This is a genomic window from Massilia paldalensis, assembly GCF_044901715.1.
Classification (GTDB): domain Bacteria; phylum Pseudomonadota; class Gammaproteobacteria; order Burkholderiales; family Burkholderiaceae_D; genus Telluria; species Telluria paldalensis.
In genome coordinates this window covers 498,813-519,007 of sequence record NZ_JBJCIU010000002.1, presented here as the reverse complement: position 1 = coordinate 519,007, position 20,195 = coordinate 498,813, and the positions used below count along the sequence as shown (strand labels likewise).

Genomic DNA, 20,195 nt, shown 5'->3' with positions numbered 1-20,195 from the left:
ACGAAACTGAGGAGCACGTCCACGCCATGCCAGAAGAACAGTCCGCTTATCCGCCCTCTCCGCCCGCAGCGAAGCCCTCGCCGTCGCAGCGGCGGCTGATGCGCCGCCACGCCCTGATCGACGGCATGGCCGTGCTGTTCCTCGCGCTGGCGGCCGCCGTCGTCCTCGCCGCGGATGCGCTGATGCTCGTGTTCGCCTGCATCCTGTTCGCCATCCTGCTGTACAAGCTCAGCGCCGTGCTGCAGCGCCGCTTCGGCTGGAACCGCAAGGTGGCGCTGGTGGCCGTCGTGCTGGCCCTCGCCGCGATCATCGGCCTGGGCGGCTGGGCCATGGCGCCGCAGATCTCGGAACAGTCCACGCAGCTGGCCAAGGAAATCCCGGCCTCGATCGAACGCCTGCAGCAGGAAGTGCAGCGTCACCCGCTGCTGAAGAAAATCACCAGCGAACTGCCCGATCCCAAGGAAATGACGCAGCAGATGAGCCAGATGGTGCCGAACGCAGGCCTGTTCTTCGGCGGCGTGCTGGGGGCGCTGGGCAACGTCGTCATCATCATCTTCGTCGGCATCTATTTCGCCTTTTCGCCGGGCATCTACAAGAGGGGCTTCGTGCGCCTCGTGCCGCCCGCCAAGCGCGAGCGCGCGACGCAGGTGCTGGACACGCTGGGCGACAACCTGGCGCGCTGGCTGGTGGGCAAGACGATCTCGATGATCATCGTGGGCGTGGCCACGGCCGCCGGGCTGACGATGCTGGGCGTGCCGCTGGGCCTGATCCTCGGCATCATCGCCGGCCTGCTCGACTTCATTCCCTACGTCGGCCCCATCATCGCGGGCGTGCCGGCCGTGCTGATCGCCCTGTCGATGGGGCCGGACATGGCGCTGTACGTGATCCTGCTGTTCCTCGTCGTGCAGACGATCGAGGGCTATGTGCTGCAGCCGCTGGTGGAGGCGCGCGCCGTCGAGCTTCCGCCGGCGCTGACCATCGTCATGCAGCTGGTCTTCGCCACGCTGCTGGGTTTTGCCGGTGTGGCGCTGGCGACGCCGCTGACGGCCGTGCTGATGGTGCTGGTGAATATGCTGTACGTGGAAGATATTCTCGGCGACAAGCCGGATGCGAAGACCGGTTGAGGTCCGAACGGCGGGCACCGGGTGCCCGCCCTGCGCAAGCACGTGCAGGCCGGGTATTGCACGCCGCCGCATAATGGAAAACGGCCGCATGGAGCGGCCGTTCGGTCTACTGGACGCCGCAGCGTCCGCGATGATCGCAATGATCAGGCAATCAGCGATTGCCCTTGTCGATGGCGTCCTTCAGGTCGCCGACCTTTTCCTGGGTCTTGCCTTCGACCTGCTTGGACAGGCCCTTGGCTTGCTGCTCGCTGCTGCCGACCAGCTTGCCGGCTTCTTCCTGGATCTTGCCGCCGATGTCTTTTGCTTTACCTTTGATTTGATCGTCGTTCATGGTGAACTCCTTTCTTTCGTCAGTGAAGTGCTGCTTCGGTGGTGAAGCGGCATGGATCCATCATAGGACAATGACGACTATCATTCTGTTCGCAACTTAACAAACCCGCCACATTTCCTTGTAACAAGGTTTCTGCATTTTTTATCCTTTTCGCCAGACGCTGGCGAGCCAGGGCTGCTGCTCGCGGGGCAATCCCTCGGGCCGGTAGTAATGGTGCAGCGCCTGGAAGCCGGCCGCGACGAGATGGCTTTCCCAGGCCGGATAGTCGTGAAAGCTGCCCCAGCGCGGTCCATTCCAGCCTTCCTCGTTGTTGCCGCGCGGGTTGGAACTGAACAGCACGCCACCGGGTTTCAGCGCCGCGTGCAGTTCGCCCAGCACCTTCGGCAGGAAGGCGCGCGGCACGTGGAACAGCGAGGCATTCGCATAGATGCCGTCGAACAGTCCCTTGGGCAGACGCAGTTCCAGGAAGTTCTGGTGCCAGACCTCGCAATGGCTGTAGTCCCGCGCCATGGCCACGAACTTGGCGCTGCCGTCCAGGCCGATGGCGTGGTGGCCGAGGTCGGCAAAGGTGCGCAGGTCGCGTCCAGGGCCGCAGCCGAAGTCGAGGATGGTGCACGGCGCCGGGGCCTCGATCGCATCGAGCAGGGCATCGATGTTCTGGCTGACGTCGTGGTCGATGGTGCCGAAGAAGAAGCGGCGCGCGACGCGGTCGTAGTGATGCAGCGTGCGCCGGGCGATGTCGTGGAAGTCCTCGTTCATGGAGACAAAATGAAAGTGGATGACGAGGCCATGCTAGCCCCGTCATCTACCCGTTTGCCGCACGTTACCGCGCGGACATCCCTGCCCGTCTTACCAGACGCGTACGCGCTGTTCCGGCGCCAGGTACAGCTTCTGGCCCGGCTGCACGTCGAACGCCTTGTACCAGGCGTCGATATTGCGCACGGTGGCGGCGCGGTACTGCGGCGGCGCGTGGCCGTCGGTCAGGATGCCGCGGCGCTCGGCCGCTTCGCGCGCCTTGTTGCGCCAGCTGTTGGCGAAGCCGGTGAAGAACTGGCGGTCGCCGTCTTCGTTGGCTTTCTCGCTTGTTTTGTTATCGGCAGCCCTGTAGGCGTCGTAGGCGGCCGACAGGCCGGCCAGGTCGGCCAGGTTTTCCGACAGCGTCAGCTGGCCGTTGACGGCCAAGTCCGGGAACGGTTTATAGCCGTTGTACTGGGCGACCAGCTTTTGCGAGGCGGCCTGGAAGTGCTCCAGGTCGGCCTTGGTCCACCAGTCGCGCAGGCGGCCCTGGGCGTCGAACTGGGCGCCCTGGTCGTCGAAGCTGTGGCTGATCTCGTGGCCGATGATGGCGCCGATCGAGCCGTAGTTCGACGCATCCGACGCCTTCGGGTCGAAGAACGGCGGCTGCAGGATGGCGGCCGGGAAGTTCAGCGCGTTCTGCAGCGGCAGGTTGACGGCGTTGACGAGCTGCGGCGGCATCGACCAGGCCTTGCGGTCCGGCTTTCCGTGCAGCTGGGCGATCTCCTGGGAGTAATGGAATTCCTCGGCGCGCAACGCGTTGCCGAAGGCGTCGCCGGCGGCCACCTTGAGGCCGTCGTAGGACTTCCATTTGTCCGGGTAGCCCACGCCCACGTACAGCGTCTTGAGCTTCTGCTGCGCCTGGGCGCGGGTTTCCGGCGCCATCCAGTCCAGTTTCTCGATGCGCTTGCCGAAGGCGGCCACGATATTGGCAACCATCGCCTGCAGGCGCGCCTTGTTCTCGGCCGGGAAGTACTTGGCGACGTACAGCTTGCCGACCGCCTCGTCCATCGCCTCGTTGGTGGCGCCCAGCGCGCGCTTCCAGCGCAGCGACTGCTGCGGGGTGCCGCTCAAGCCCTTGCCGTAGAAGTCGAAACGCTGGTCGACGAAGGCCTTGGGCAGCACGCCGGCCATCTGGTTGATGCGGTGGAAGGCCAGATAATCCTTCCAGGTGGCCAGGTCGATCTTGTCGACGAGGGCCGCTTCGCCCGTGACGGCGCCCGGGTGCCAGACGATGAACTTGTCCTGGTCCGACAGGCGCGCGGCCTTGAAGAAGGCATCCCAGTCCAGGCCCGGGGCCTTGGCCTGGAAGTCCTTGCGGGTCCAGGTGTTGTCGGCCTTCAGGACGTCGGCCGAGTCGGCGCGGCTGGCGTGGACGTTGGCGATGTCCACTTCCAGCGCGAACACCTTGGCGGCGCGCGCGTCGGCATCCGCGTCCGCGTAGCCGGCCAGCTTCAGCATGGCGGCGATGTGTTTTTGATACTGGGTGCGCAGGCCCGCCATGCGCTCGCTCGCGTCCAGGTAGTAGGCGCGGTCGGGCATGCCCAGGCCGCCCTGCAGCAGGTAGGGGCGGTTGCGCTCCGGCTCGTGCAGGCCGGGCGACACCCACAGGCCGAACAGGTTCTCGGTGGCGAAATCGGTATTGTTCAGCGGGTCGACGTCGGCACGCAGCGACGCGCCCAGCGCGCCCGCCAGCGCGGCCTTGTCCTTGATGGCGCCGATCTTGTCCAGCAGGGGCTTCAGAGGCGCGGCGCCCTTCTTCTCGATGGCGGCCTCGTCCATGTAGGCGGCGTAGTAGTCCGCGACCTTGCGCGCCTCGCCCTTGGCGCGCTTGTCGGCGCCCGTGTCCTCGATCAGCTTGACGATGCGCTGGTTAGTATTTTCCGCCAGGCTCGCCATTTCGCCCCAGCTGCTGCGGTCGGCCGGGATCTCCGTCTTGGCCAGCCAGTCGCCGTTGGCCCAGGCGAAGAAATCGTCGCCCGGGCGCAGCGCTGCCGCAGCGGGCTGCGCGGCCGGCGCGGCGTTGGCGGGTTGCGCCGCCGGCGCAGGGTTGGCGGATTGCGCCGCCGGCGCGGATTGCGGCGTCGCTTGCCCGCCGGCCGACGCGGGCATCGCGGCGAACGTGGCGGAGCACAGGCCCAGGACGATGGCGGTCTTGATCGGCGTCCAGCTGGTCTTCATTGGTTTCCTTCGGTGATGAATGGGATCTCCCCATTGTAATGGGACGCAAGAACGCTTGCCACGCACCAAACTGTTCCTCCGGTATCGCCACGGATGTGGTCGTCCGGGGACTTGGACCGGCACGGGGCCGCGAAGTTCCCGTTGCATTGCGTGCGCCATCTAAATACGATGGCAGGCAAAATTGGCTTGTCAGAAAAAAATTTCAAAAAATATTTAAAAAAACCCTAAAGTTCTCCGCAGCTCATCCGTAAACAACCTGAGAACCGGCAATCCGGCCGGAGTTTCAGATACTGGAAACAGCCATGACGTCCAACGAAGTCCTCGCAATGTACGAAAACATCGCCGCCCTGACGGGCCGCATGGCGGCTGCCGCCATCGAGGGGGACATGGAAGCGCTGGCGCGCCTGGAAACCCAGTGCGCCATCCAGTCCGCCGCCGCCCGCAACGGCGTGCCGAAGCTGGAAGGCGACCAGCGCAAGCGCAAGATCGACCTGCTCAAGCAGATCATGGCCAACGACCGCGCCGTGCGCGACGTGACCGAACCCTGGATGGGCCAGCTGGACCGCGCCATGAGCGCCGCCCACTGATCCCTCCCTCCCCCGCCGGCCCTGCCGGCAGCGACAGCCCCTCCCGATCCACGATCCGAGGGGCTTTTTCTTGCCTGTACTTCAGTGAGCGGCCGACGTTTCGCTGGCCGCGACCTTGCGCTGGGCGGCCTGGATGCCGTCCATATTCCCCTCGATCCAGTCGGCCAGCTCGCCGACCTTGCGGCCGATCTCCCGGCCCAGCGGCGTCAGGCGGTATTCGACATGGGGCGGCACGACGGGGTGGGCGATGCGCTGCACGAAACCGTCCTGTTCCAGCCACTGCAGCGTCTGGGCCAGCATCTTCTCGCTGATGCCGCCCACCTTGCGCCGCAGTTCGCTGAAGCGCTGGGTGCCGTCCATCAGCGCCACCAGCAGCAGTACGCCCCAGCGGCTGGTGACGTGCTTCAGCACTTCGCGCGACGGGCAGTACTCGGAAAACAGGTCGCCGCGTCGGACGCGGTCGGTCAGCGATTCGCTCATTTCTTCCCCTTCGGTGTGATGGAATGGATTATCCCCTAATACTTACCAGAAAGTGCGTACTTACCAAAAGTGAGCATAAGCCCTATGATGCATTTTCATCCATTTTGAACAAGGAGTGCGCAATGCTCGTCGTCACCGGAGCTTCCGGCCAACTCGGCCGTCTCGTCATCGCATCGCTGCTGGACAGCGTCCCGGCCGGCGAGATCGTCGCCGCCGTGCGCGATCCGGCCAAGGTCCAGGACCTGGCCGCCCGCGGCGTGCAGGTCCGCCAGGCCGACTACGACCGGCCGGACACGCTGGCCGCCGCCTTCGCCGGCGCCGACAAGGTGCTGCTCGTCTCGAGCAATGCCGTCGGCCAGCGCGTGCCGCAGCACCGCGCCGTCATCGACGCCGCCAAGGCTGCCGGCGCCAGGCTGATCGCCTACACGAGCCTGCTGCATGCGGACACGTCGCCGCTGCCGCTCGCGGCCGAGCACAAGGAAACGGAGGCGCTGCTGCACGCGTCCGGCGTGCCCTTCGTCCTGCTGCGCAATGGCTGGTACACGGAAAACTACCTGGGCGCCGTCGAGCCCGCGCTGCAGCATGGCGCCCTCCTTGGCGGCGCCGGCACCGGCCGCATCGCCTCGGCCGCCCGCGCCGACTATGCCGCGGCCGCGGCCGCCGTGCTGGCGGCGCGCGACGACCAGGCCGGCAAGGTCTACGAGCTGGCCGGCGACGATGCCTATACGCTGGCAGAACTGGCGGCCGAGATCGCGCGCCAGTCCGGCCGGTCCCTCGCCTACCGTGACCTGCCGCGGCATGAGTACAAGGCGGTGCTGCTGCAGATCGGCCTGCCGGAAGGACTGGCGGAACTGGTGTCGGGTTCCGATGCGGGCGCGGCGCAGGGCGGGCTGTTCGACGATGGGCGCCAGTTGAGCAAGCTGATCGGTCGGCCGACCACGCCGCTGGCGGCATCGGTAGCGACGGCATTGGAGTAAAGCCTAGTCCCGTGCCCACCGCGCGCGCCGGCGTGACGCAGGCATTTGGTGGGCACATGGTGCCCACCCTACGGCTCAAGCACGATCCAAGAAAAAACCCGCGCGGCGTACGGCCTGCGCGGGTTTGCGGGTGGCGGTCGGCATGGCCGACCAGCCGGAAGAGGGAGAGCGAGTACCAGGCATCCCCTGGCATCGCCTCGTGCCGGTTGCATCCGGCGTCCACCTGCACACTGCCGGCAGGCGGACCGCTTCCGGAACCAGGCGCTTCCTCAGCGGTCATCCGGTGGTCGCGCCACGCTATCGGTGGTGGCTGCGCCGGATCCTGGTCCGTTCGTGATCGTGTAGATCGACGGGAACTAGTATAACGGAAATAACTAGCTTGTATAGATAATTTCTTTATAAGATTATTCGACGCTGGGTTCGGCCTCGCGTTGCGGCTGCGCGGCCGGCTCGTCGGTCGGCTGCGCCGGCTTGTTGCGGGCGGCGAAGCGCGCCTTCAGCTTGGCGAGGGCACCCGGGGCGGCGGGCAGGTCGGCATCCCCTCCCCGCTTCCGGCGCCGCAGCAGCGCCACGCCGGCGCCGCCGGCCAGCGCCAGCACGGCGACGGCGCCGCCGATCCAGCCCCACGGCAGTCCCCCCTCGTCGGGCGGCGGTTCCTTGGCCTTGGGCTTGCGCGGCACCAGCGGCTTGATTGCGGAAATGGGCTTGGGCACGGCCGGCTTGCTCTCTTCCTTCGGCGCGGCCTCGTGCTTCTCTTCCTGCTTCTCTTCCTGCTTCTCTTCGTGATGCGCTTCGGCCTGCTGCTCGTGCTGCGCTTCTTGCTTGGCCTCGTGCGGCTGCGCGTGCTTCTCCGCGAGCTGCTCGTCCTGCTTCGCGGCCGGCTGCTGCGTTTCCCCGGCCGCCTTGTCCGCGTGGATTCCCTCCTTGGCGTGAACCTGCTCCTTCTCGTGCGGCGCGCCGTGCGCGGGTGCAGCCGGCACGACGCCCAGCTTCGCCTGCAAGGTCCTGACCTTTTCTTCCAGCTTGCCCAGCTGGGCGCGCAGTTCATCGTTCTTGGCGCCCAGCGCCGTGCACGCCTTCGCTTCGTCGGCCTGGGCCGAACAGGCGGCCGGCCTGGCCTCGGCATGGCTTGCCGCCGGCAGCTTGAAAGCGGGGACGGGGCGCGGCTTCGCGACGGCGGCGGCGGCCGGCGCTTCCGGCTTCGTCTCTGGTTTGACCTCGGGTTTGACCTCGGGCTTGACGGCGCGCTTCGGCGCCGCTTCCGCCGCGGTTGCCGGGACAGGAACAGGAGCAGCGACAGGGACCGCGGGCCGCGCCGCCGTCGGCGGCAGGACGATGGGCGCGGGGGCCGGTGCCGGCGCGGGCGGCGGGGCCGGATTCGGATCGGGCGTCAGCCACAGCGTCACGAGGCGCACCGCGCGCTGGCCCTTGTCGATGAGTTCCACGTACAGGTGCAGGTGGTCGGCGTCGACGGGGCGCAGCGTGGTCGCATGCAGGAACTGGCGGCCATCGCGGCGCATCACCGACAGGGTCAGGCCGGACAGCGCCGGCGGCACGGCGATGCCGGCGCCGCGGTACACCTCCGGGCTGGCCAGGCGCACCTGCACGGGCGCCGACGTATCGTCGATCATCGTCAGTTCGACGTCGGCGACGAGCTGCTGGCCGATGTGTGACGCGACCCGGGCGTCGCCCAGCTCGGCGGCACCGGCGGATGCGGGAAGGATACCCGCGACGGCGACGGCGACGGCGGTCAGGAGGGTGGAGATCGAGCGGCGGGGGCGGCGGGCCATGGGCATGCAAAAAGTAGGGGCTTCACCGTCATTAACGGCTGTTGCGGTACACTCTTTAACGACATTTCTGCCAACTCCGCAAAACAGGACACGTCTATGGAAAACAGGATCGAGAAGGACAGTTTTGGACCGATCGAAGTACCGAGCGGTCAACTCTGGGGCGCGCAAACCCAGCGCTCGCTGCACCACTTCCACATCTCCAGCGAGAAGATGGCGCCGGAGCTGGTGGCCGCGCTGGCCCAGGTCAAGCGCGCCGCCGCCGCCGTCAACCGCTCGCTGCACAAGCTCCCGCAGGACAAGGCCGACGCCATCATCAAGGCCGCCGACGAAGTGCTCGAAGGCCGTCATCCGGGCGAATTCCCGCTGTCCGTGTGGCAGACCGGCTCGGGCACCCAGAGCAATATGAACATGAACGAGGTGCTGGCCAACCGCGCCTCCGAGATCCTCGGCGGCGAACGGGGCGAGGCGCGCCTGCTGCACCCGAACGACCACGTGAACATGGGCCAGTCGTCGAACGACATGTTCCCCACCGCGATGCACGTGGCGGCCGCCATCGCCGTCGCCAAGGACGTGCTGCCGGCGCTGGCCCGCCTGCGCGGCACGCTGGAGATCAAGTCGCGCGACTTCGCCGACATCGTCAAGATCGGCCGCACCCACCTGCAGGACGCGACGCCGCTGACGCTGGGCCAGGAATTCTCCGGCTACGTGGCCCAGCTGGAATTCTCCGAGCACGCGATCAAGGCCGCCCTGCCCGGCCTGCTGCTGCTGGCCGCCGGCGGCACCGCCGTGGGCACGGGCCTGAACGCGCATCCGGAATTCGCCAACCGCATCGCCGCCGAGATCTCCTCGCGCACCGGCCTGCAGTTCAAGTCGGCGCCCAACAAGTTCATGGCGCTGGCCGGCCACGACGCCATCGTCGCGGCGCACGGCGCCTTCAAGACGCTGGCCACGGCCCTCATGAAGATTGCCAATGACGTGCGCTGGATGGCGTCCGGCCCGCGCTCGGGCCTGGGCGAGATCACGATTCCCGAGAACGAACCGGGCAGCTCGATCATGCCGGGCAAGGTCAATCCGACCCAGTGCGAGGCGCTGACGATGCTGTGCTGCCAGGTGTTCGGCAACGACGTCGCCATCACCGTCGGCGGCGCCCAGGGCAATTTCGAGCTGAACGTGTTCAAGCCGATGATCGCCCATAACTTCCTGCAGAGCGCGCGCCTGCTGGCCGACGGCATGCGTTCCTTCGACGAGCACTGCGCCAAGGGCATCGAGCCGAACCGCAAGCGCATCGGCGAGCTGATGGAACAGTCGCTGATGCTGGTGACCGCGCTGGCCCCGCATATCGGGTATGATCGCGCCGCGCAAATCGCCAAGACGGCCCAGCACAACGGCCTGACGCTGCGCCAGGCCGCGCTGCAGTCCGGCTTCGTCGACGAGGCGCAGTTCGACCAGTGGATCGTGCCGATCGAGATGACCCGGCCCGAACAGGCCTGAGGCCAGATCGCCCTGCCCCGTCGTCCCCGCGCAGGCGGGGGCCCAAGTTCTGCATGCATGTCGATGGCAGATGCTGAATTGGGTCCCCGCCTGCGCGGGGACGACGCATTTTCCGCCTGCCCAAATGGGCAGGCTCAACAGTACGCCGCCCGATAAAAACCAGGGATACAATATGCAAAAGACAACATTTGAACTGACATCGGAGTTCATCGAACTCAACCAGCTGCTCAAGCTCGCGGGCGTGGTCGATAGCGGCGGCGCCGGCAAGCACGTGGTCGCGAGCGGCGCGGTGTCGGTCGACGGCAAGAAGGAATTGCGCAAGACGGCCAAGATCCGCGCCGGCCAGGTCGTGACGCTGGGCGACATCCGGATCGACGTGCGCTGATGGCTGCGCTTGCGGCTTGTCCGATGCGCCCGGTGGGGGCGCCGGACTAGCCGTCCCCGGCTGGAAATTGCCGGTTTGCGCGCAGACAAACTTGGGCAGACCTCCTTCTTTATATTGAATACGTAACATTCGCCAAAGGTGAAGAAGATGGATACCCCGGACTACAGCCCAACGACGCAGCAACGACTGATCGGCGACCTGCGTCTCGTCATCGAGAACGCGGAAGAACTGCTCAAGAACACCGATCACTACACCGGCATGGTGTACCAGAACGCCCGCGCGAAGCTGGCCACGGCGCTCACCGCAGCAAACGAGGAACTGGCCCGTTTCGAGGAGGATCAGCTGAACCGCATGATGGAAGCGACGCGCGCCGCAAACGAACTGCACCACGACGACAGCGGCGAAGCACGCATCCTGCGCGCCTTCTACCACTGAGCACCCTGCCGGCGCCGCGCTCGCGGCGCCGTTCTTCCTCCTAGATTTCCCCGTCCACGATCGCCGTCACGCAGCCGGGCGCCAGCCAGCGCCGCAGGGCCGCGCCCACGTCGAATCCCTCGTCCATCCCGAACGCCGCGTCCAGCGCCTGGCCGAACGTGCCGCCGTGCCGCAGGCAGGCGAGCGCCGCGTGCTCGGCCGCAGCGAGGGGCACCACTTCCACGTGCCAGCCGCGCCGCCGCACCAGTGCGTGGCCGGCGCACTGCAGCGCGGCCGGCATGTCAGTCGCGCCGTCCTGGTGCGCCAGCCACACGGCCGGCGTCGCCCAGGGCGAGGCGTGCAGGCGCAGCGCGGGATGCAGGCGTGCACGGCTGGCCTCGAAGCGGACCGGATCGAGCCCCTCCACGGCCGGCGCCGCATCCGCATCCGCTTCCTTATTGTCGTCGGCAGCGGGCGCGTAATGCGCCTCGTGCACCAGCCATTCGAGGCGCGCCACGTCCGGCAGGTAAGGATGATCGGCGGCCGGTGCGAATCCGTCCAGGAAGGCCGGCAGCGTGGCGCCGAAACGGTTGAGGTCGGGATCGAGCGACGGGTGGGCGCGGCCGTAGACACGCGCCAGTCCCGCGAAAAAGTCGTCGCCGACCAGTCGGCGCAGCACGGGATAGGCATTCGACAGCGCGCGCTGCCAGTTGGCCGCCAGGTTGCCGCGGTAGATGCCGAGCCGGTCCGGGTCGCCCTTCAGCCAGGGGGCGATGGCGGCATCCCGGGCACGGTCGAACAGCGCGGCGCCGAACGCGTGCTGGACCGTGGCCAGGTCGGCGGCGGCAGGGACGCGGATCGGAACGGTTTGCCGCACCGCTGCGTGGCCGTCCACGGACAAGGCCGGCGCCCCGCCGTCCCGTGCGATCAGCCGCGCCGTTTCCGCTTCTTCCAGCAGCACGTCCAGCGCCGGGATGTCCGTATCCCACTCGACCAGCGTCGGCACCGCGCCGAAGCGCGCCAGCGCCGCGCGGTACAGCGCCCAGACGGGCGCGGCGACGCGGTCGCCATGGTGGTCGATCAGCAGCGATCCCGTGTCCAGGTGGCCGCCCAGGTGCAGCTCGCCAACGCTGCCCGGCGGCAGCGCGGCCAGGGCGGCCAGGGCAGCCAGCGCATCCTCGCCGTGGTTGCGCTGATTGACGTACAGGTTGTTCACGTCGAGCAGGATGCCGCAACCCGTGCGACGCACCAGTTCGGCCAGGAATTCCGCCTCGCTGACGGCATCGACGGTGAACCGCAGGTAGGTGGAGACATTCTCGACGAGGATGCGGCGCCCCAGCGCGTCCTGCACGTGCGCGACGCGGCCGGCCACGAGGGCCAGCGCCGCATCGTCGAGCTGCAGCGGCAGCAGGTCGTTCAGCTGGCGGTCCCCGAGCGCGCCCCAGCTCAGGTGTTCCGAGACGAGGGCCGGCTCGACCGCGCGCACCAGGTCGGCCACGCGGCGCAGGTGTTCTTCGGAAAAGCCGGCGGCCGAGCCGAGCCCGAGGCCGACGCCGTGCAGGCTGACGGGATAGTCGCGCCGCAACGTGTCGAGCACGTGCCAGTCGCGGCCCGACCGCGCCAGGTAATTCTCGGTATGGACTTCGATGAAGCCGACGCCGGGACGCCGGTCGAGGAAGGCGCGGTAGTGCGGTGCGCGCAGGCCGATGCCCACGCCGCTCGCCGCGGGATGGGGGGCCTGCGCCATGGGATTACTTGTCCTGCCTGGGCTGCTGGGCCTTCGGTTCGGTCAGTTTTCCGCCCGCTTTTTCGCAACTGCCCTTGGGCACCATCTTCCATTCGGCCGGATCGTTGTCGACGGCGGCCTGGCCCGCGCAGCCGTGCACGGACGTGCCGCAATCGTTCTGGCCGGCCTTGGCGATGCCAAAGCATTTTTCCTGGTCGGCGGCGGCCGTCCCCATCTGGCCCGATGCCGACGCATTGGCGGCGCACACGCCCGCGAGCGCCGCGGCCACCAGGGCTTGACGTTTGTTCATGTAGATCTCCATTCAGGCACGCGTCAATATACGCCAGCCGATTCTAGCGAATGCGGGGCGGATATTGAAGGGGAAAAGCGGCGATAGTGAAAAACGGAAACGGAAAGTGGAACGAAATGCGTACGCCGGCGGGGGCGGCCTTTGTGCGCCGTGGCGGCCAATGATGGAACATGGGCCGGGCACGGCATGGCGGGGCTCGAGCGGACTATATTGTGATGGCCTGCCCAACGCGCCGGGTACGTCAGCCGATAACGCGCGGGCCGCCGGTCCGTTGACAGCGACCGGTCGAAAATCTCCGTCGACGAACCGGGTCCTGGTCAGATGGTCACGCAGGCCGGGATTCAGGCCGTCGTATTGACGTGGTTGCCCAGGTGCGGCGGCAGGTTCGGTGCGGGCGCGGACGCCTGGACGGCTTCCAGCAGCTGGGCGGCGGACGATGCCTGGATGTCCTGTGCTTTCTTGAGCATGGTCATGCCGACTTCCTGACGCAGGCCGGTATCGGCGAGGCTGGTGGCGAGTTTGGCGATACCCATTGCATCCATGGTCTTCTCCTGTGTGGTCGGCCCGGTATGGGCTATCTACCATTAACGGCAACGCATCATTTAACTTTAGGCCGATCTTGCCGCCAGGCCGAGATAGGCCTTCATCCAGTCCAGCACGCCCTCCGGGTCGTCGAGGTCGAGCCAGGCGACGTGCGGCGCCAGCGCATTCGGCGCGGGCGCGCTCGAGGCCACGGCGACGATGTGCGGGTCGTCCGGGTACACGGGCGGCTTGCCGACCTCGGGACGGTAGACCTCCAGCTTGGGCAGCGGCTCCCATTTGTAGCCCTCGACGAGGGTCAGGTCGGCGGGCGACAGGCGTCGCAGGTGCTCGGCCAGCGGCGGCTCCTCGCTGCCGCGCAGCTCGCGCATGATCGCCGTGCGGTACGGCGAGGCGATCATCACCTCGGCCGCGCCGGCAGTGCGCATGCGCGCGCTGTCCTTGTGCGGCGGCTCCAGCACGATGTCGTGGTGGCTGTGCTTGATGACGTTGACGCGCACCCCCTCGCCCGCCAGGCGGCCGACGAGGAATTCCAGCAGCGTCGTCTTGCCGCTGCCGGACCAGCCGATCACGCCCATCACCTTGCCGCCAGCCGCCTCCTGCAGGCGCTCCGGGGTCGACGGGGCCGGCGCCGCCTTGCCGTCGACGCGATCAGTACGGGACACGGTAGCGGGTCCCACGGTAGTTCATGACGGCCGTCTTCGGCAGCAGTTTTTCCAGCACCAGGCCGGGCGCGACTTCCTCGCCTTCGCGGCGCAGCACCTTGTCGACGATCAGCAGGCGGTCGGCCGGATTGGCCGAGTACATATAGCCGCCGAAGGCCGGGCGCGGCACCTCGCTGCGCAGCGGCTCGGGCAGCTGCTGCAGGAACGGCAGGCTGTCTTCGGGCGCCGCTGTGGGGACAGCCGCGCGCGGCGCCGGCTGGGCGGCGGCCGGGGACGGCGCCGGCGACACGGGGGCTGCCGTTGCCGGCGTCCGTGCCGTTGCCGTCGCCGCGGGCGCCGCAACCGGTGCGGCAGGCGGCGGTGCGGTTGGTGCGGCAGGCGGCGGTGCCGATGGTGCGGCAGATGGTGCGGCAGGCGGTGCCGGTGGCGCGCTCACGTCGAGCGTCGGGGATGCGGCCGGCGGCGTCTTGGCGATGGGTGCGGCCGGCGCGGCCGGCGCCACGGCAGCGGCGGGTGCCGGCGTGGCAGCGGGAGCGGAGGCAGGAGCAGGAGCGGAGCCCGCACGCCAGAACAGCAGCGCGCCCGCCGCCACGACCAGCGCGCCCGCGCACAGGCCGAGCAACAGCGGCTTGCGCGCCGTCGCACGGGCCGGGGCGGCCTGCGCGGCCTGCGGCGCGTGGATCGTCGGCGCGTCGCCGAGCTGGCGTTCGGCCTGGGCCTTCTTCAAGGCTTCGAGGATGTATGACATGGGATCCTTCTTGTTCTACTTTTCAGCTTTCTTGTCCACGGCAGCGAGCAGGCGCGGTTCGTCCACGCCGCCCAGCTGGTTCAGGCGCATCCAGGTACGCGGGCCGGTCACGCCGTCCGCCTTGAGGTTCTGTTTTTCCTGGAAGGCGCGCAGCAGGCGCCGGGTGGCGGCGTCGAACGGCTGGCCACCCGGCGGCGCCGGATGCTTGTCCAGGCTTGCCAGCTGTGCCGCGATCCAGTCGACGTCGGCGCCCGTGTCGCCCGGATGGACCTCGTCGCGGAACGCGCGCGGCGCCTTCCACAGCGTGGTGAAGGCGCCGTCGAACCGCGTGGCCAGCGCGCCCAGGCTCACCTTCTGGCGCTGGCCGTTGATGGCCAGCGTGGCGCCCTGCCCGTCCATGCCCGTCAGCACGGCATAGCCGACACGCTGGCCGTCGTGCAGCGCGACGATGGCGGGCCGGTCCAGCAGGCGCAGTTCGTACAGGCCGCCGCGGCCCTGGTAGCAGCGCAGCCCCAGGCGCGGCGCACCGGCGCACGGGGTGCCGGCCGGCAGCTTCTGGCCCCACAATTCTCCCAGTTCGCGCAGCGCTTCTTCCTCCGTGGCCAGCTCGAGCGGCTTCGAAGGCGCCGCCGGTGCCGCCATGGGCGCCGGCGCAGGTGCGGGTGCACGCGCCGGCAGGCCAGCCGCGGCGACCTGCGCGGCCGGCGCCGGCGCCACGCGCGGCACCGCCTGCCAGGCCGCGGCGCTGAGCGCCGCGCCGGCCAGCACGCCGCCCGCCACCAGCGGCCAGCGCGGGGACCGGCGGCCATCCTGCAGCGGGGTTTCGCCCGCGAACACCTCGCGCGCGGCGCGGCGCAGGATCTTCGGCGTCACCTCGCGCGCATTCTCGACGTAGGCGCCGAGTAGCGCGCGGTCGCACAGCAGGTTGATGCGGCGCGGCACCCCGCCCGTCAGGCGGTGCACGAGCGCCGCCAGCGACGGCGGAATCGGCGTGCCGGCCTGCACGCCGGCGACGGCCAGGCGGTGCGCGACGTAGGCGCCCGTCTCGGCCACGGACAGCGGTCCCAGGTGGTAGCGCGCGATCACGCGCTGGGCCAGTTGTTCCAGTTCGGGCCGGGCCAGCATCGTGCGCAGTTCCGGCTGGCCGATCAGGATGATCTGCAGCAGCTTGCGCTCGCTGGTCTCGAGGTTCGTCAGCAGGCGCAGCTGTTCCAGCACCTGGGGCGACAGATTCTGCGCCTCGTCGATGACGAGCACGTTGTTGTTGCCCTGGGCATGGCTGGCCAGCAGGTAGGCATTGATGGCGTCGACGTAGCCTTTCACGCCGAGGCTCCCCGCCGCGGCCGGCGGCAGGTCGATTCGGAACTCGTCGCAGATCGTCAGCAGCAATTCCTCGACCGTCAGCTTCGGATTGAAGATGTAGGCGAGGCGGCAGTTGTCGGGAATCTGCTCGATGAAGCAGCGGCAGACGGTGGTCTTGCCGGCGCCGATTTCCCCGGTGAGCAGCACGAAGCCGCCGCCGCTGCCGATGCCGTACAGCAGGTGCGCCAGCGCCTCGCGGTGGCGCTCGCTCATGAACAGGTAGCGGGGATCGGGCGCGATGGAAAACGGCGCCTGCTTCAGGTGAAAGTAATTCGTGTACATGGGTTCCCGCCGCCGGTCAGGGACGTGGCGGCAACGATTTGAACTTCGCGCAGTATATTTTGCTTTTGGTATTGTAGTAAGCGATCTTGCTGCCGGGATTGGAGACGCGCACGGGATACGGCGACGCATCGGCGGCCAGGTAGCGGATGCCCACCGCCTTGCGGATCGCCCCCTCCAGCTCGTCCGGCGGCACTTCTGAGACCGCCGCGACGAAGGCGAGTTCGCTCGTGTCGTCGCTGACCATGACCTCGCTCACCGGCGTGCCCCACAGCGACGCGTCGTTCGTGCGGAACCAGTAGGCGCCGCCCTCGTGCTTGTAGGCGGGACCGAAGAGGCGGGTCAGCCAGGCGTGGAAATAGGCGTTGTCGATCTGGTCGCGGCACAGCAGCGCGCTGCCGATGACGGCGCTGAACGTCGACGGCGGTTTCTCGCCGGCCTGGGCGTGCGCGGGCCCGGCACCGATGGCGCCGCACGCGGCCGCCAGCACGATGGCCGCAGCGTACTTACCGAACCTTCCTGTTCCTGCGTCGCGCGTCACGCTTCCCTCCGATCGAACGGCCCATTATGACACCGGGGCCATCCGCAAGCCAGGAAACGGGCGTTTCCCTTTGTCATGCCGGGATGGCGCGGAGGGGACGGACCGCGCCCGCGTTGTCCTCGAACCACATGGGCGGCAGCGCGCCGGACCCGGCTTGTCCTTGTGCTAAGGTTACGGCGCAATTGACGACAAGAACAACCAGCAAGGAAGTCCATGCCCCTCTCTCCCGCCCGCCTGCGCGCGGCCGCCGCTGCCGTCGCCGCCATCGCCGCCGCTGCGCTGTCGGCCAGCCTCGCCCACGCCCAGACCGCCGCGCCGCAGTACCCGGCCCTCCCCTCCGAGACCCCGGCCGAGTTCAGCGCCCCCACGCCCGGCTACAACTACGTCAAGCGCAGCGTGATGATCCCCATGCGCGACGGCACGCGCCTGAACACGGTCATCATCGTCCCCAAGGGCGCCACGAGCGCCCGCAAGGCGCCGATCCTGCTCACGCGCACGCCCTACGACGCCGCCGGCATGACGAACCACGCCGAGAGCTCGGACCTGGAAACCATCCTCACCGGCTACGACAATGCCGCCGACGTGATCGTCGAGGGCGGCTACATCCGCGTCGTGCAGGACGTGCGCGGCAAGTACGGATCCGAAGGCGACTACGTGATGAACCGCCCGCTGTCCGGCCCGCTGAACCCGACGCCCGTCGACCATGCGACCGACACCTGGGACACGATCGACTGGCTCGTGCGCAACGTGCCGGAAGCGAACGGCCGCGTGGGCATCATCGGCATTTCCTACGACGGCTTCCTGCCCCTGATGGCGCTCGTGAACCCGCACCCCGCGCTGAAGGCGGCCGTGCCCATGAACCCGATGGTGGACGGCTGGATGGGCGACGACTGGTTCCACCACGGCGCCTTCCGCCAGATCAATATGTCCTACATCCTCGAGCAGGTGGTCACGCGCGGCAATACGGCGAAATGGTTCACCTCGCACTACGACGACTACGACATGTACCTGGGCGCCGGCTCGGCCGGCGAGCTGGGGCGCCAGCGCGGCCTGACGCAGAGCGGGTTCTGGAACAAGCTCGTCGCGCACCCTGACTACGACGCCTTCTGGCAGCAGCAGGCGATGGACCGGATCCTTGCGCGCCAGGGCGTCTCCGTGCCCACGCTGCTGGTGCACAGCCTGTGGGATGCCGAGGACATCTATGGCCCCATCGCCGTGTACAAGGCGATCAAGCCGAACGACAAGGACGGCAAGGTATTCCTGTCGATCGGACCGTGGGCGCATGGCGGCGCGATCGAGGACGGCAGCAGCCTGGGCGCGCTGAAGTTCGGCAGCGACACCTCGCTGCACTGGCGCCGCGCCGTGCTCAAGCCCTTCCTCGACCGCTACCTGAAGGACGATGCGGCCGCGCCCGCGATCGCGCCCGTCACCGCCTTCGAGACGGGCAGCAACCGCTGGCGCGACCTGCCGTCCTGGCCCAGCGCCGGCACCCAGCCGATCCGTCCCGTCGCCCTGCGCCTGGCGGCCGGCGCAAAGGCGGTGCTGGGCGGCGCGGCCGACGACCGGACGTTCGACGAATGGGTGTCCGACCCGGCCAAGCCGGTGCCGTTCCGCCAGCGCCCGATTCCTCCCTACGGCTACGACGAGGCCAAGGGCCAGAGCTGGCCGCGCTGGCTCGTCGACGACCAGCGCGAGGCCTCCGGACGCACGGACGTGGTCACGTTCACGTCGGACGTGCTGACGGCGCCCGTGCGCATCGCCGGCGAACCGGTCGCCCACCTCGTCGCGTCGACGAGCGGCACGGACAGTGACTGGGTCGTCAAGCTGATCGACGTCTATCCGGACCAGGTGGGCAGCCAGCCGGCGATGGGCGGCTACCAGCTGATGGTGGCCGGCGACATCCTGCGCGGCCGCTACCGCGAGGGCTACGACAAGCCGAAGGCGCTGGTACCAAACAAGCCCCTGGCCTACCGCTTCGGCCTGCCCACGGCGAACCACGTATTCCTGCCGGGCCACCGCATCATGGTGCAGGTGCAGTCGAGCTGGTTCCCCCTGTACGACCGCAATCCGCAGACCTTCGTGCCGAACATCTTCTTCGCCAGGCCGGGCGACTACAAGAAGGCCACGCAGCGCGTCTACCATGGCAGCTTCGTCGAATTGCCGGTGGTGCAGGCAGGCCCGTAAGCGAGCGCTCACGATATCCGTGACCTCCAACCCGTCGTCCCTGCGAAGGCAGGGATCCAATGTCGCATGCGTGGCTACTCGCAGAAAATTGGGCCTCTGCCTTCGCAGGGGCGACGGTGATTTATCTCCAACCTTCCGATTTTCCGAATATATACTTCGAATAACTTCGCTTTTCCCGATGTTGCAGATCAATTAGACTTTCCATCATTCATTACCAACCATGACGGAAAGTCATCATGAAACGCATCGTCCTTTTTCTCGCTACCAACCTCGCCATCATGCTCGTGCTGGGCATTTCGGCGAGCCTGCTCGGCGTTAACAAATTCCTGACGGCCAACGGCCTGAATCTCGGCATGCTGCTGGGCTTCGCCGCGCTGATGGGTTTCGGCGGCGCCTTCATTTCGCTGTGGATGTCCAAGCCGATCGCCAAGTGGTCGACCGGCGCCCGCGTCATCACGCAGCCGTCCAACGCCACCGAAGCCTGGCTGATGAACACCGTGGCCGCCCAGGCGCAGAAGGCCGGCATCGCCATGCCCGAAGTCGCCGTCTATCCGGGCGAACCGAACGCGTTCGCGACCGGCGCGACCAAGAATGCCTCGCTCGTCGCCGTGTCCACGGGCCTGCTGGAATCGATGACGCACGATGAAGTGGAGGCCGTGCTGGCCCACGAGGTGGCGCACATCGCCAACGGCGACATGGTCACGCTGACGCTGATCCAGGGCGTGGTCAACACCTTCGTGATCTTCCTGGCGCGCGTCGTCGCCTACGGGGTCGACCAGTTCCTGCGCAAGGACGAGGAAGAAAGCAGCGGTCCGGGCATCGCCTACTACGTGACCTCGATCGTCTGCGACATCCTGTTCGGCATCCTGGCGAGCATCATCGTGGCCTGGTTCTCGCGCCAGCGCGAATACCGCGCCGACCGCGGCGCGGCCAGGATCATGGGCACCCCGCGTCCGATGATCGCGGCCCTGCAGCGCCTCGGCGGCATCGCCCAGGTCGACCTGCCGAAGAACCTGACGGCGTCGGGCATCGCAGGCGGCGGCGTGCTGTCGCTGTTCTCCAGCCACCCGTCGACCGAGCAGCGCATCGCCGCCCTGCAGCGCGGCTGATGCAGAGTTGCGGCCCCGTCCATGCGGCGGGGCCGCAAAATACCACTTTCAATACCAATTCCCACCGTCCCGCCTTTCTCGCTCCCAGACGGAACGTACCAGTTTCCCGCACCATATCAGCAGCAGGCAATACCACTTGCATACCTGTTGACAAGCCTGGCGGCCCCTCCTATAGT

The 20,195-nt window shown here is 67.9% G+C and carries 20 protein-coding genes; 8 read left to right on the top strand and 12 right to left on the bottom strand.

The window, feature by feature from the left end:
• Window positions 1-26: 26 nt before the first annotated feature.
• Window positions 27-1,124, top strand: a complete 1,098-nt coding sequence (locus ACI1V7_RS12050; protein ID WP_404531993.1) for an AI-2E family transporter — start codon at window positions 27-29, stop codon at window positions 1,122-1,124.
• Between the two features lie 151 nt (window positions 1,125-1,275).
• Here the strand turns inward: ACI1V7_RS12050 and ACI1V7_RS12045 are convergent, their stop codons facing one another.
• The 3 genes from ACI1V7_RS12045 to ACI1V7_RS12035 form a co-directional block, all read right to left on the bottom strand.
• Window positions 1,276-1,455, bottom strand: coding sequence for a CsbD family protein (locus ACI1V7_RS12045; protein ID WP_290411778.1), 180 nt, complete (start codon window positions 1,453-1,455; stop codon window positions 1,276-1,278).
• A 141-nt stretch (window positions 1,456-1,596) separates the two neighbouring features.
• Window positions 1,597-2,214 (bottom strand): class I SAM-dependent methyltransferase, encoded by a 618-nt coding sequence (locus tag ACI1V7_RS12040; RefSeq protein ID WP_404531992.1) that lies wholly within the window; start codon window positions 2,212-2,214, stop codon window positions 1,597-1,599.
• A 90-nt stretch (window positions 2,215-2,304) separates the two neighbouring features.
• Window positions 2,305-4,431 (bottom strand): M13 family metallopeptidase, encoded by a 2,127-nt coding sequence (locus tag ACI1V7_RS12035; protein WP_404531991.1) that lies wholly within the window; start codon window positions 4,429-4,431, stop codon window positions 2,305-2,307.
• A gap of 302 nt (window positions 4,432-4,733) precedes the next feature.
• Here ACI1V7_RS12035 and ACI1V7_RS12030 point away from each other — a divergent pair, with 302 nt between their 5' ends.
• Window positions 4,734-5,018: a flagellar protein FliT gene (locus ACI1V7_RS12030; RefSeq protein ID WP_290411781.1), complete on the top strand. Its 285-nt coding sequence runs from the start codon at window positions 4,734-4,736 to the stop codon at window positions 5,016-5,018.
• A gap of 81 nt (window positions 5,019-5,099) precedes the next feature.
• On the opposite strand, the gene ACI1V7_RS12025 is transcribed toward ACI1V7_RS12030, so the two are convergent.
• Window positions 5,100-5,498, bottom strand: coding sequence for a winged helix-turn-helix transcriptional regulator (locus ACI1V7_RS12025; protein WP_404531990.1), 399 nt, complete (start codon window positions 5,496-5,498; stop codon window positions 5,100-5,102).
• A 122-nt stretch (window positions 5,499-5,620) separates the two neighbouring features.
• Between ACI1V7_RS12025 and ACI1V7_RS12020 the strand changes: the two genes are divergently transcribed.
• Window positions 5,621-6,475 carry an SDR family oxidoreductase gene (locus ACI1V7_RS12020; RefSeq protein WP_404531989.1) on the top strand — a complete coding sequence of 285 codons (855 nt, stop codon included), beginning with the start codon at window positions 5,621-5,623 and terminating at the stop codon, window positions 6,473-6,475.
• 404 nt (window positions 6,476-6,879) lie between these two features.
• Here ACI1V7_RS12020 and ACI1V7_RS12015 read toward each other — a convergent pair whose 3' ends face one another.
• On the bottom strand, window positions 6,880-8,265 hold the full coding sequence (locus ACI1V7_RS12015; protein WP_404531988.1) for a FimV/HubP-related protein: 1,386 nt from the start codon (window positions 8,263-8,265) through the stop codon (window positions 6,880-6,882).
• Window positions 8,266-8,361: 96 nt separating this feature from the next.
• Between ACI1V7_RS12015 and fumC the strand changes: the two genes are divergently transcribed.
• The 3 genes from fumC (at window position 8,362) to ACI1V7_RS12000 (ending at window position 10,576) form a co-directional block, all read left to right on the top strand.
• Window positions 8,362-9,756, top strand: a complete 1,395-nt coding sequence (gene fumC / locus ACI1V7_RS12010; protein WP_404531987.1) for a class II fumarate hydratase — start codon at window positions 8,362-8,364, stop codon at window positions 9,754-9,756.
• Window positions 9,757-9,928: 172 nt separating this feature from the next.
• Window positions 9,929-10,141 (top strand): RNA-binding S4 domain-containing protein, encoded by a 213-nt coding sequence (locus ACI1V7_RS12005; protein WP_290411786.1) that lies wholly within the window; start codon window positions 9,929-9,931, stop codon window positions 10,139-10,141.
• A 147-nt stretch (window positions 10,142-10,288) separates the two neighbouring features.
• Window positions 10,289-10,576 carry a DUF883 family protein gene (locus ACI1V7_RS12000; RefSeq protein WP_314546806.1) on the top strand — a complete coding sequence of 96 codons (288 nt, stop codon included), beginning with the start codon at window positions 10,289-10,291 and terminating at the stop codon, window positions 10,574-10,576.
• Window positions 10,577-10,616: 40 nt separating this feature from the next.
• Here the strand turns inward: ACI1V7_RS12000 and bufB are convergent, their stop codons facing one another.
• The 7 genes from bufB to ACI1V7_RS11965 form a co-directional block, all read right to left on the bottom strand.
• A complete protein-coding gene (gene bufB, locus ACI1V7_RS11995) occupies window positions 10,617-12,302 on the bottom strand; it encodes an MNIO family bufferin maturase (protein WP_404531986.1) in 1,686 nt (561 codons plus the stop codon).
• Between the two features lie 4 nt (window positions 12,303-12,306).
• Window positions 12,307-12,591, bottom strand: a complete 285-nt coding sequence (locus ACI1V7_RS11990) for a BufA1 family periplasmic bufferin-type metallophore (protein WP_404531985.1) — start codon at window positions 12,589-12,591, stop codon at window positions 12,307-12,309.
• 341 nt (window positions 12,592-12,932) lie between these two features.
• Window positions 12,933-13,133 (bottom strand): YjfB family protein, encoded by a 201-nt coding sequence (locus ACI1V7_RS11985; RefSeq protein ID WP_404531984.1) that lies wholly within the window; start codon window positions 13,131-13,133, stop codon window positions 12,933-12,935.
• 66 nt (window positions 13,134-13,199) lie between these two features.
• A complete protein-coding gene (gene mobB, locus ACI1V7_RS11980; RefSeq protein ID WP_404532523.1) occupies window positions 13,200-13,709 on the bottom strand; it encodes a molybdopterin-guanine dinucleotide biosynthesis protein B in 510 nt (169 codons plus the stop codon).
• A 73-nt stretch (window positions 13,710-13,782) separates the two neighbouring features.
• Window positions 13,783-14,544: a general secretion pathway protein GspB gene (locus tag ACI1V7_RS11975; RefSeq protein WP_404531983.1), complete on the bottom strand. Its 762-nt coding sequence runs from the start codon at window positions 14,542-14,544 to the stop codon at window positions 13,783-13,785.
• Between the two features lie 15 nt (window positions 14,545-14,559).
• Window positions 14,560-16,188, bottom strand: coding sequence for an AAA family ATPase (locus tag ACI1V7_RS11970; RefSeq protein ID WP_404531982.1), 1,629 nt, complete (start codon window positions 16,186-16,188; stop codon window positions 14,560-14,562).
• Between the two features lie 16 nt (window positions 16,189-16,204).
• On the bottom strand, window positions 16,205-16,726 hold the full coding sequence (locus ACI1V7_RS11965; protein WP_404531981.1) for a hypothetical protein: 522 nt from the start codon (window positions 16,724-16,726) through the stop codon (window positions 16,205-16,207).
• A 213-nt stretch (window positions 16,727-16,939) separates the two neighbouring features.
• On the opposite strand from ACI1V7_RS11965, the gene ACI1V7_RS11960 reads away from it, so the two are divergent.
• Window positions 16,940-18,910 carry a CocE/NonD family hydrolase gene (locus tag ACI1V7_RS11960; protein ID WP_404531980.1) on the top strand — a complete coding sequence of 657 codons (1,971 nt, stop codon included), beginning with the start codon at window positions 16,940-16,942 and terminating at the stop codon, window positions 18,908-18,910.
• A 236-nt stretch (window positions 18,911-19,146) separates the two neighbouring features.
• Window positions 19,147-20,019 carry a protease HtpX gene (gene htpX / locus ACI1V7_RS11955; RefSeq protein WP_404531979.1) on the top strand — a complete coding sequence of 291 codons (873 nt, stop codon included), beginning with the start codon at window positions 19,147-19,149 and terminating at the stop codon, window positions 20,017-20,019.
• The last annotated feature ends 176 nt before the right edge of the window (window positions 20,020-20,195 follow it).

Coding starts and splice junctions, on each gene's coding strand:
- ACI1V7_RS12015 (WP_404531988.1), bottom strand. CDS start 8,265: ATGGCCCGCCGCCCCCGCCGCTCGATCTCCACCCTCCTGACCGCCGTC.
- ACI1V7_RS11970 (WP_404531982.1), bottom strand. CDS start 16,188: ATGTACACGAATTACTTTCACCTGAAGCAGGCGCCGTTTTCCATCGCG.
- ACI1V7_RS11960 (WP_404531980.1), top strand. CDS start 16,940: ATGCCCCTCTCTCCCGCCCGCCTGCGCGCGGCCGCCGCTGCCGTCGCC.
- ACI1V7_RS12045 (WP_290411778.1), bottom strand. CDS start 1,455: ATGAACGACGATCAAATCAAAGGTAAAGCAAAAGACATCGGCGGCAAG.
- ACI1V7_RS12005 (WP_290411786.1), top strand. CDS start 9,929: ATGCAAAAGACAACATTTGAACTGACATCGGAGTTCATCGAACTCAAC.
- fumC (WP_404531987.1), top strand. CDS start 8,362: ATGGAAAACAGGATCGAGAAGGACAGTTTTGGACCGATCGAAGTACCG.
- ACI1V7_RS12020 (WP_404531989.1), top strand. CDS start 5,621: ATGCTCGTCGTCACCGGAGCTTCCGGCCAACTCGGCCGTCTCGTCATC.
- bufB (WP_404531986.1), bottom strand. CDS start 12,302: ATGGCGCAGGCCCCCCATCCCGCGGCGAGCGGCGTGGGCATCGGCCTG.
- ACI1V7_RS12030 (WP_290411781.1), top strand. CDS start 4,734: ATGACGTCCAACGAAGTCCTCGCAATGTACGAAAACATCGCCGCCCTG.
- ACI1V7_RS12000 (WP_314546806.1), top strand. CDS start 10,289: ATGGATACCCCGGACTACAGCCCAACGACGCAGCAACGACTGATCGGC.
- htpX (WP_404531979.1), top strand. CDS start 19,147: ATGAAACGCATCGTCCTTTTTCTCGCTACCAACCTCGCCATCATGCTC.
- ACI1V7_RS11990 (WP_404531985.1), bottom strand. CDS start 12,591: ATGAACAAACGTCAAGCCCTGGTGGCCGCGGCGCTCGCGGGCGTGTGC.
- ACI1V7_RS12040 (WP_404531992.1), bottom strand. CDS start 2,214: ATGAACGAGGACTTCCACGACATCGCCCGGCGCACGCTGCATCACTAC.
- ACI1V7_RS12025 (WP_404531990.1), bottom strand. CDS start 5,498: ATGAGCGAATCGCTGACCGACCGCGTCCGACGCGGCGACCTGTTTTCC.
- ACI1V7_RS12050 (WP_404531993.1), top strand. CDS start 27: ATGCCAGAAGAACAGTCCGCTTATCCGCCCTCTCCGCCCGCAGCGAAG.
- mobB (WP_404532523.1), bottom strand. CDS start 13,709: ATGGGCGTGATCGGCTGGTCCGGCAGCGGCAAGACGACGCTGCTGGAA.
- ACI1V7_RS12035 (WP_404531991.1), bottom strand. CDS start 4,431: ATGAAGACCAGCTGGACGCCGATCAAGACCGCCATCGTCCTGGGCCTG.
- ACI1V7_RS11975 (WP_404531983.1), bottom strand. CDS start 14,544: ATGTCATACATCCTCGAAGCCTTGAAGAAGGCCCAGGCCGAACGCCAG.
- ACI1V7_RS11985 (WP_404531984.1), bottom strand. CDS start 13,133: ATGGATGCAATGGGTATCGCCAAACTCGCCACCAGCCTCGCCGATACC.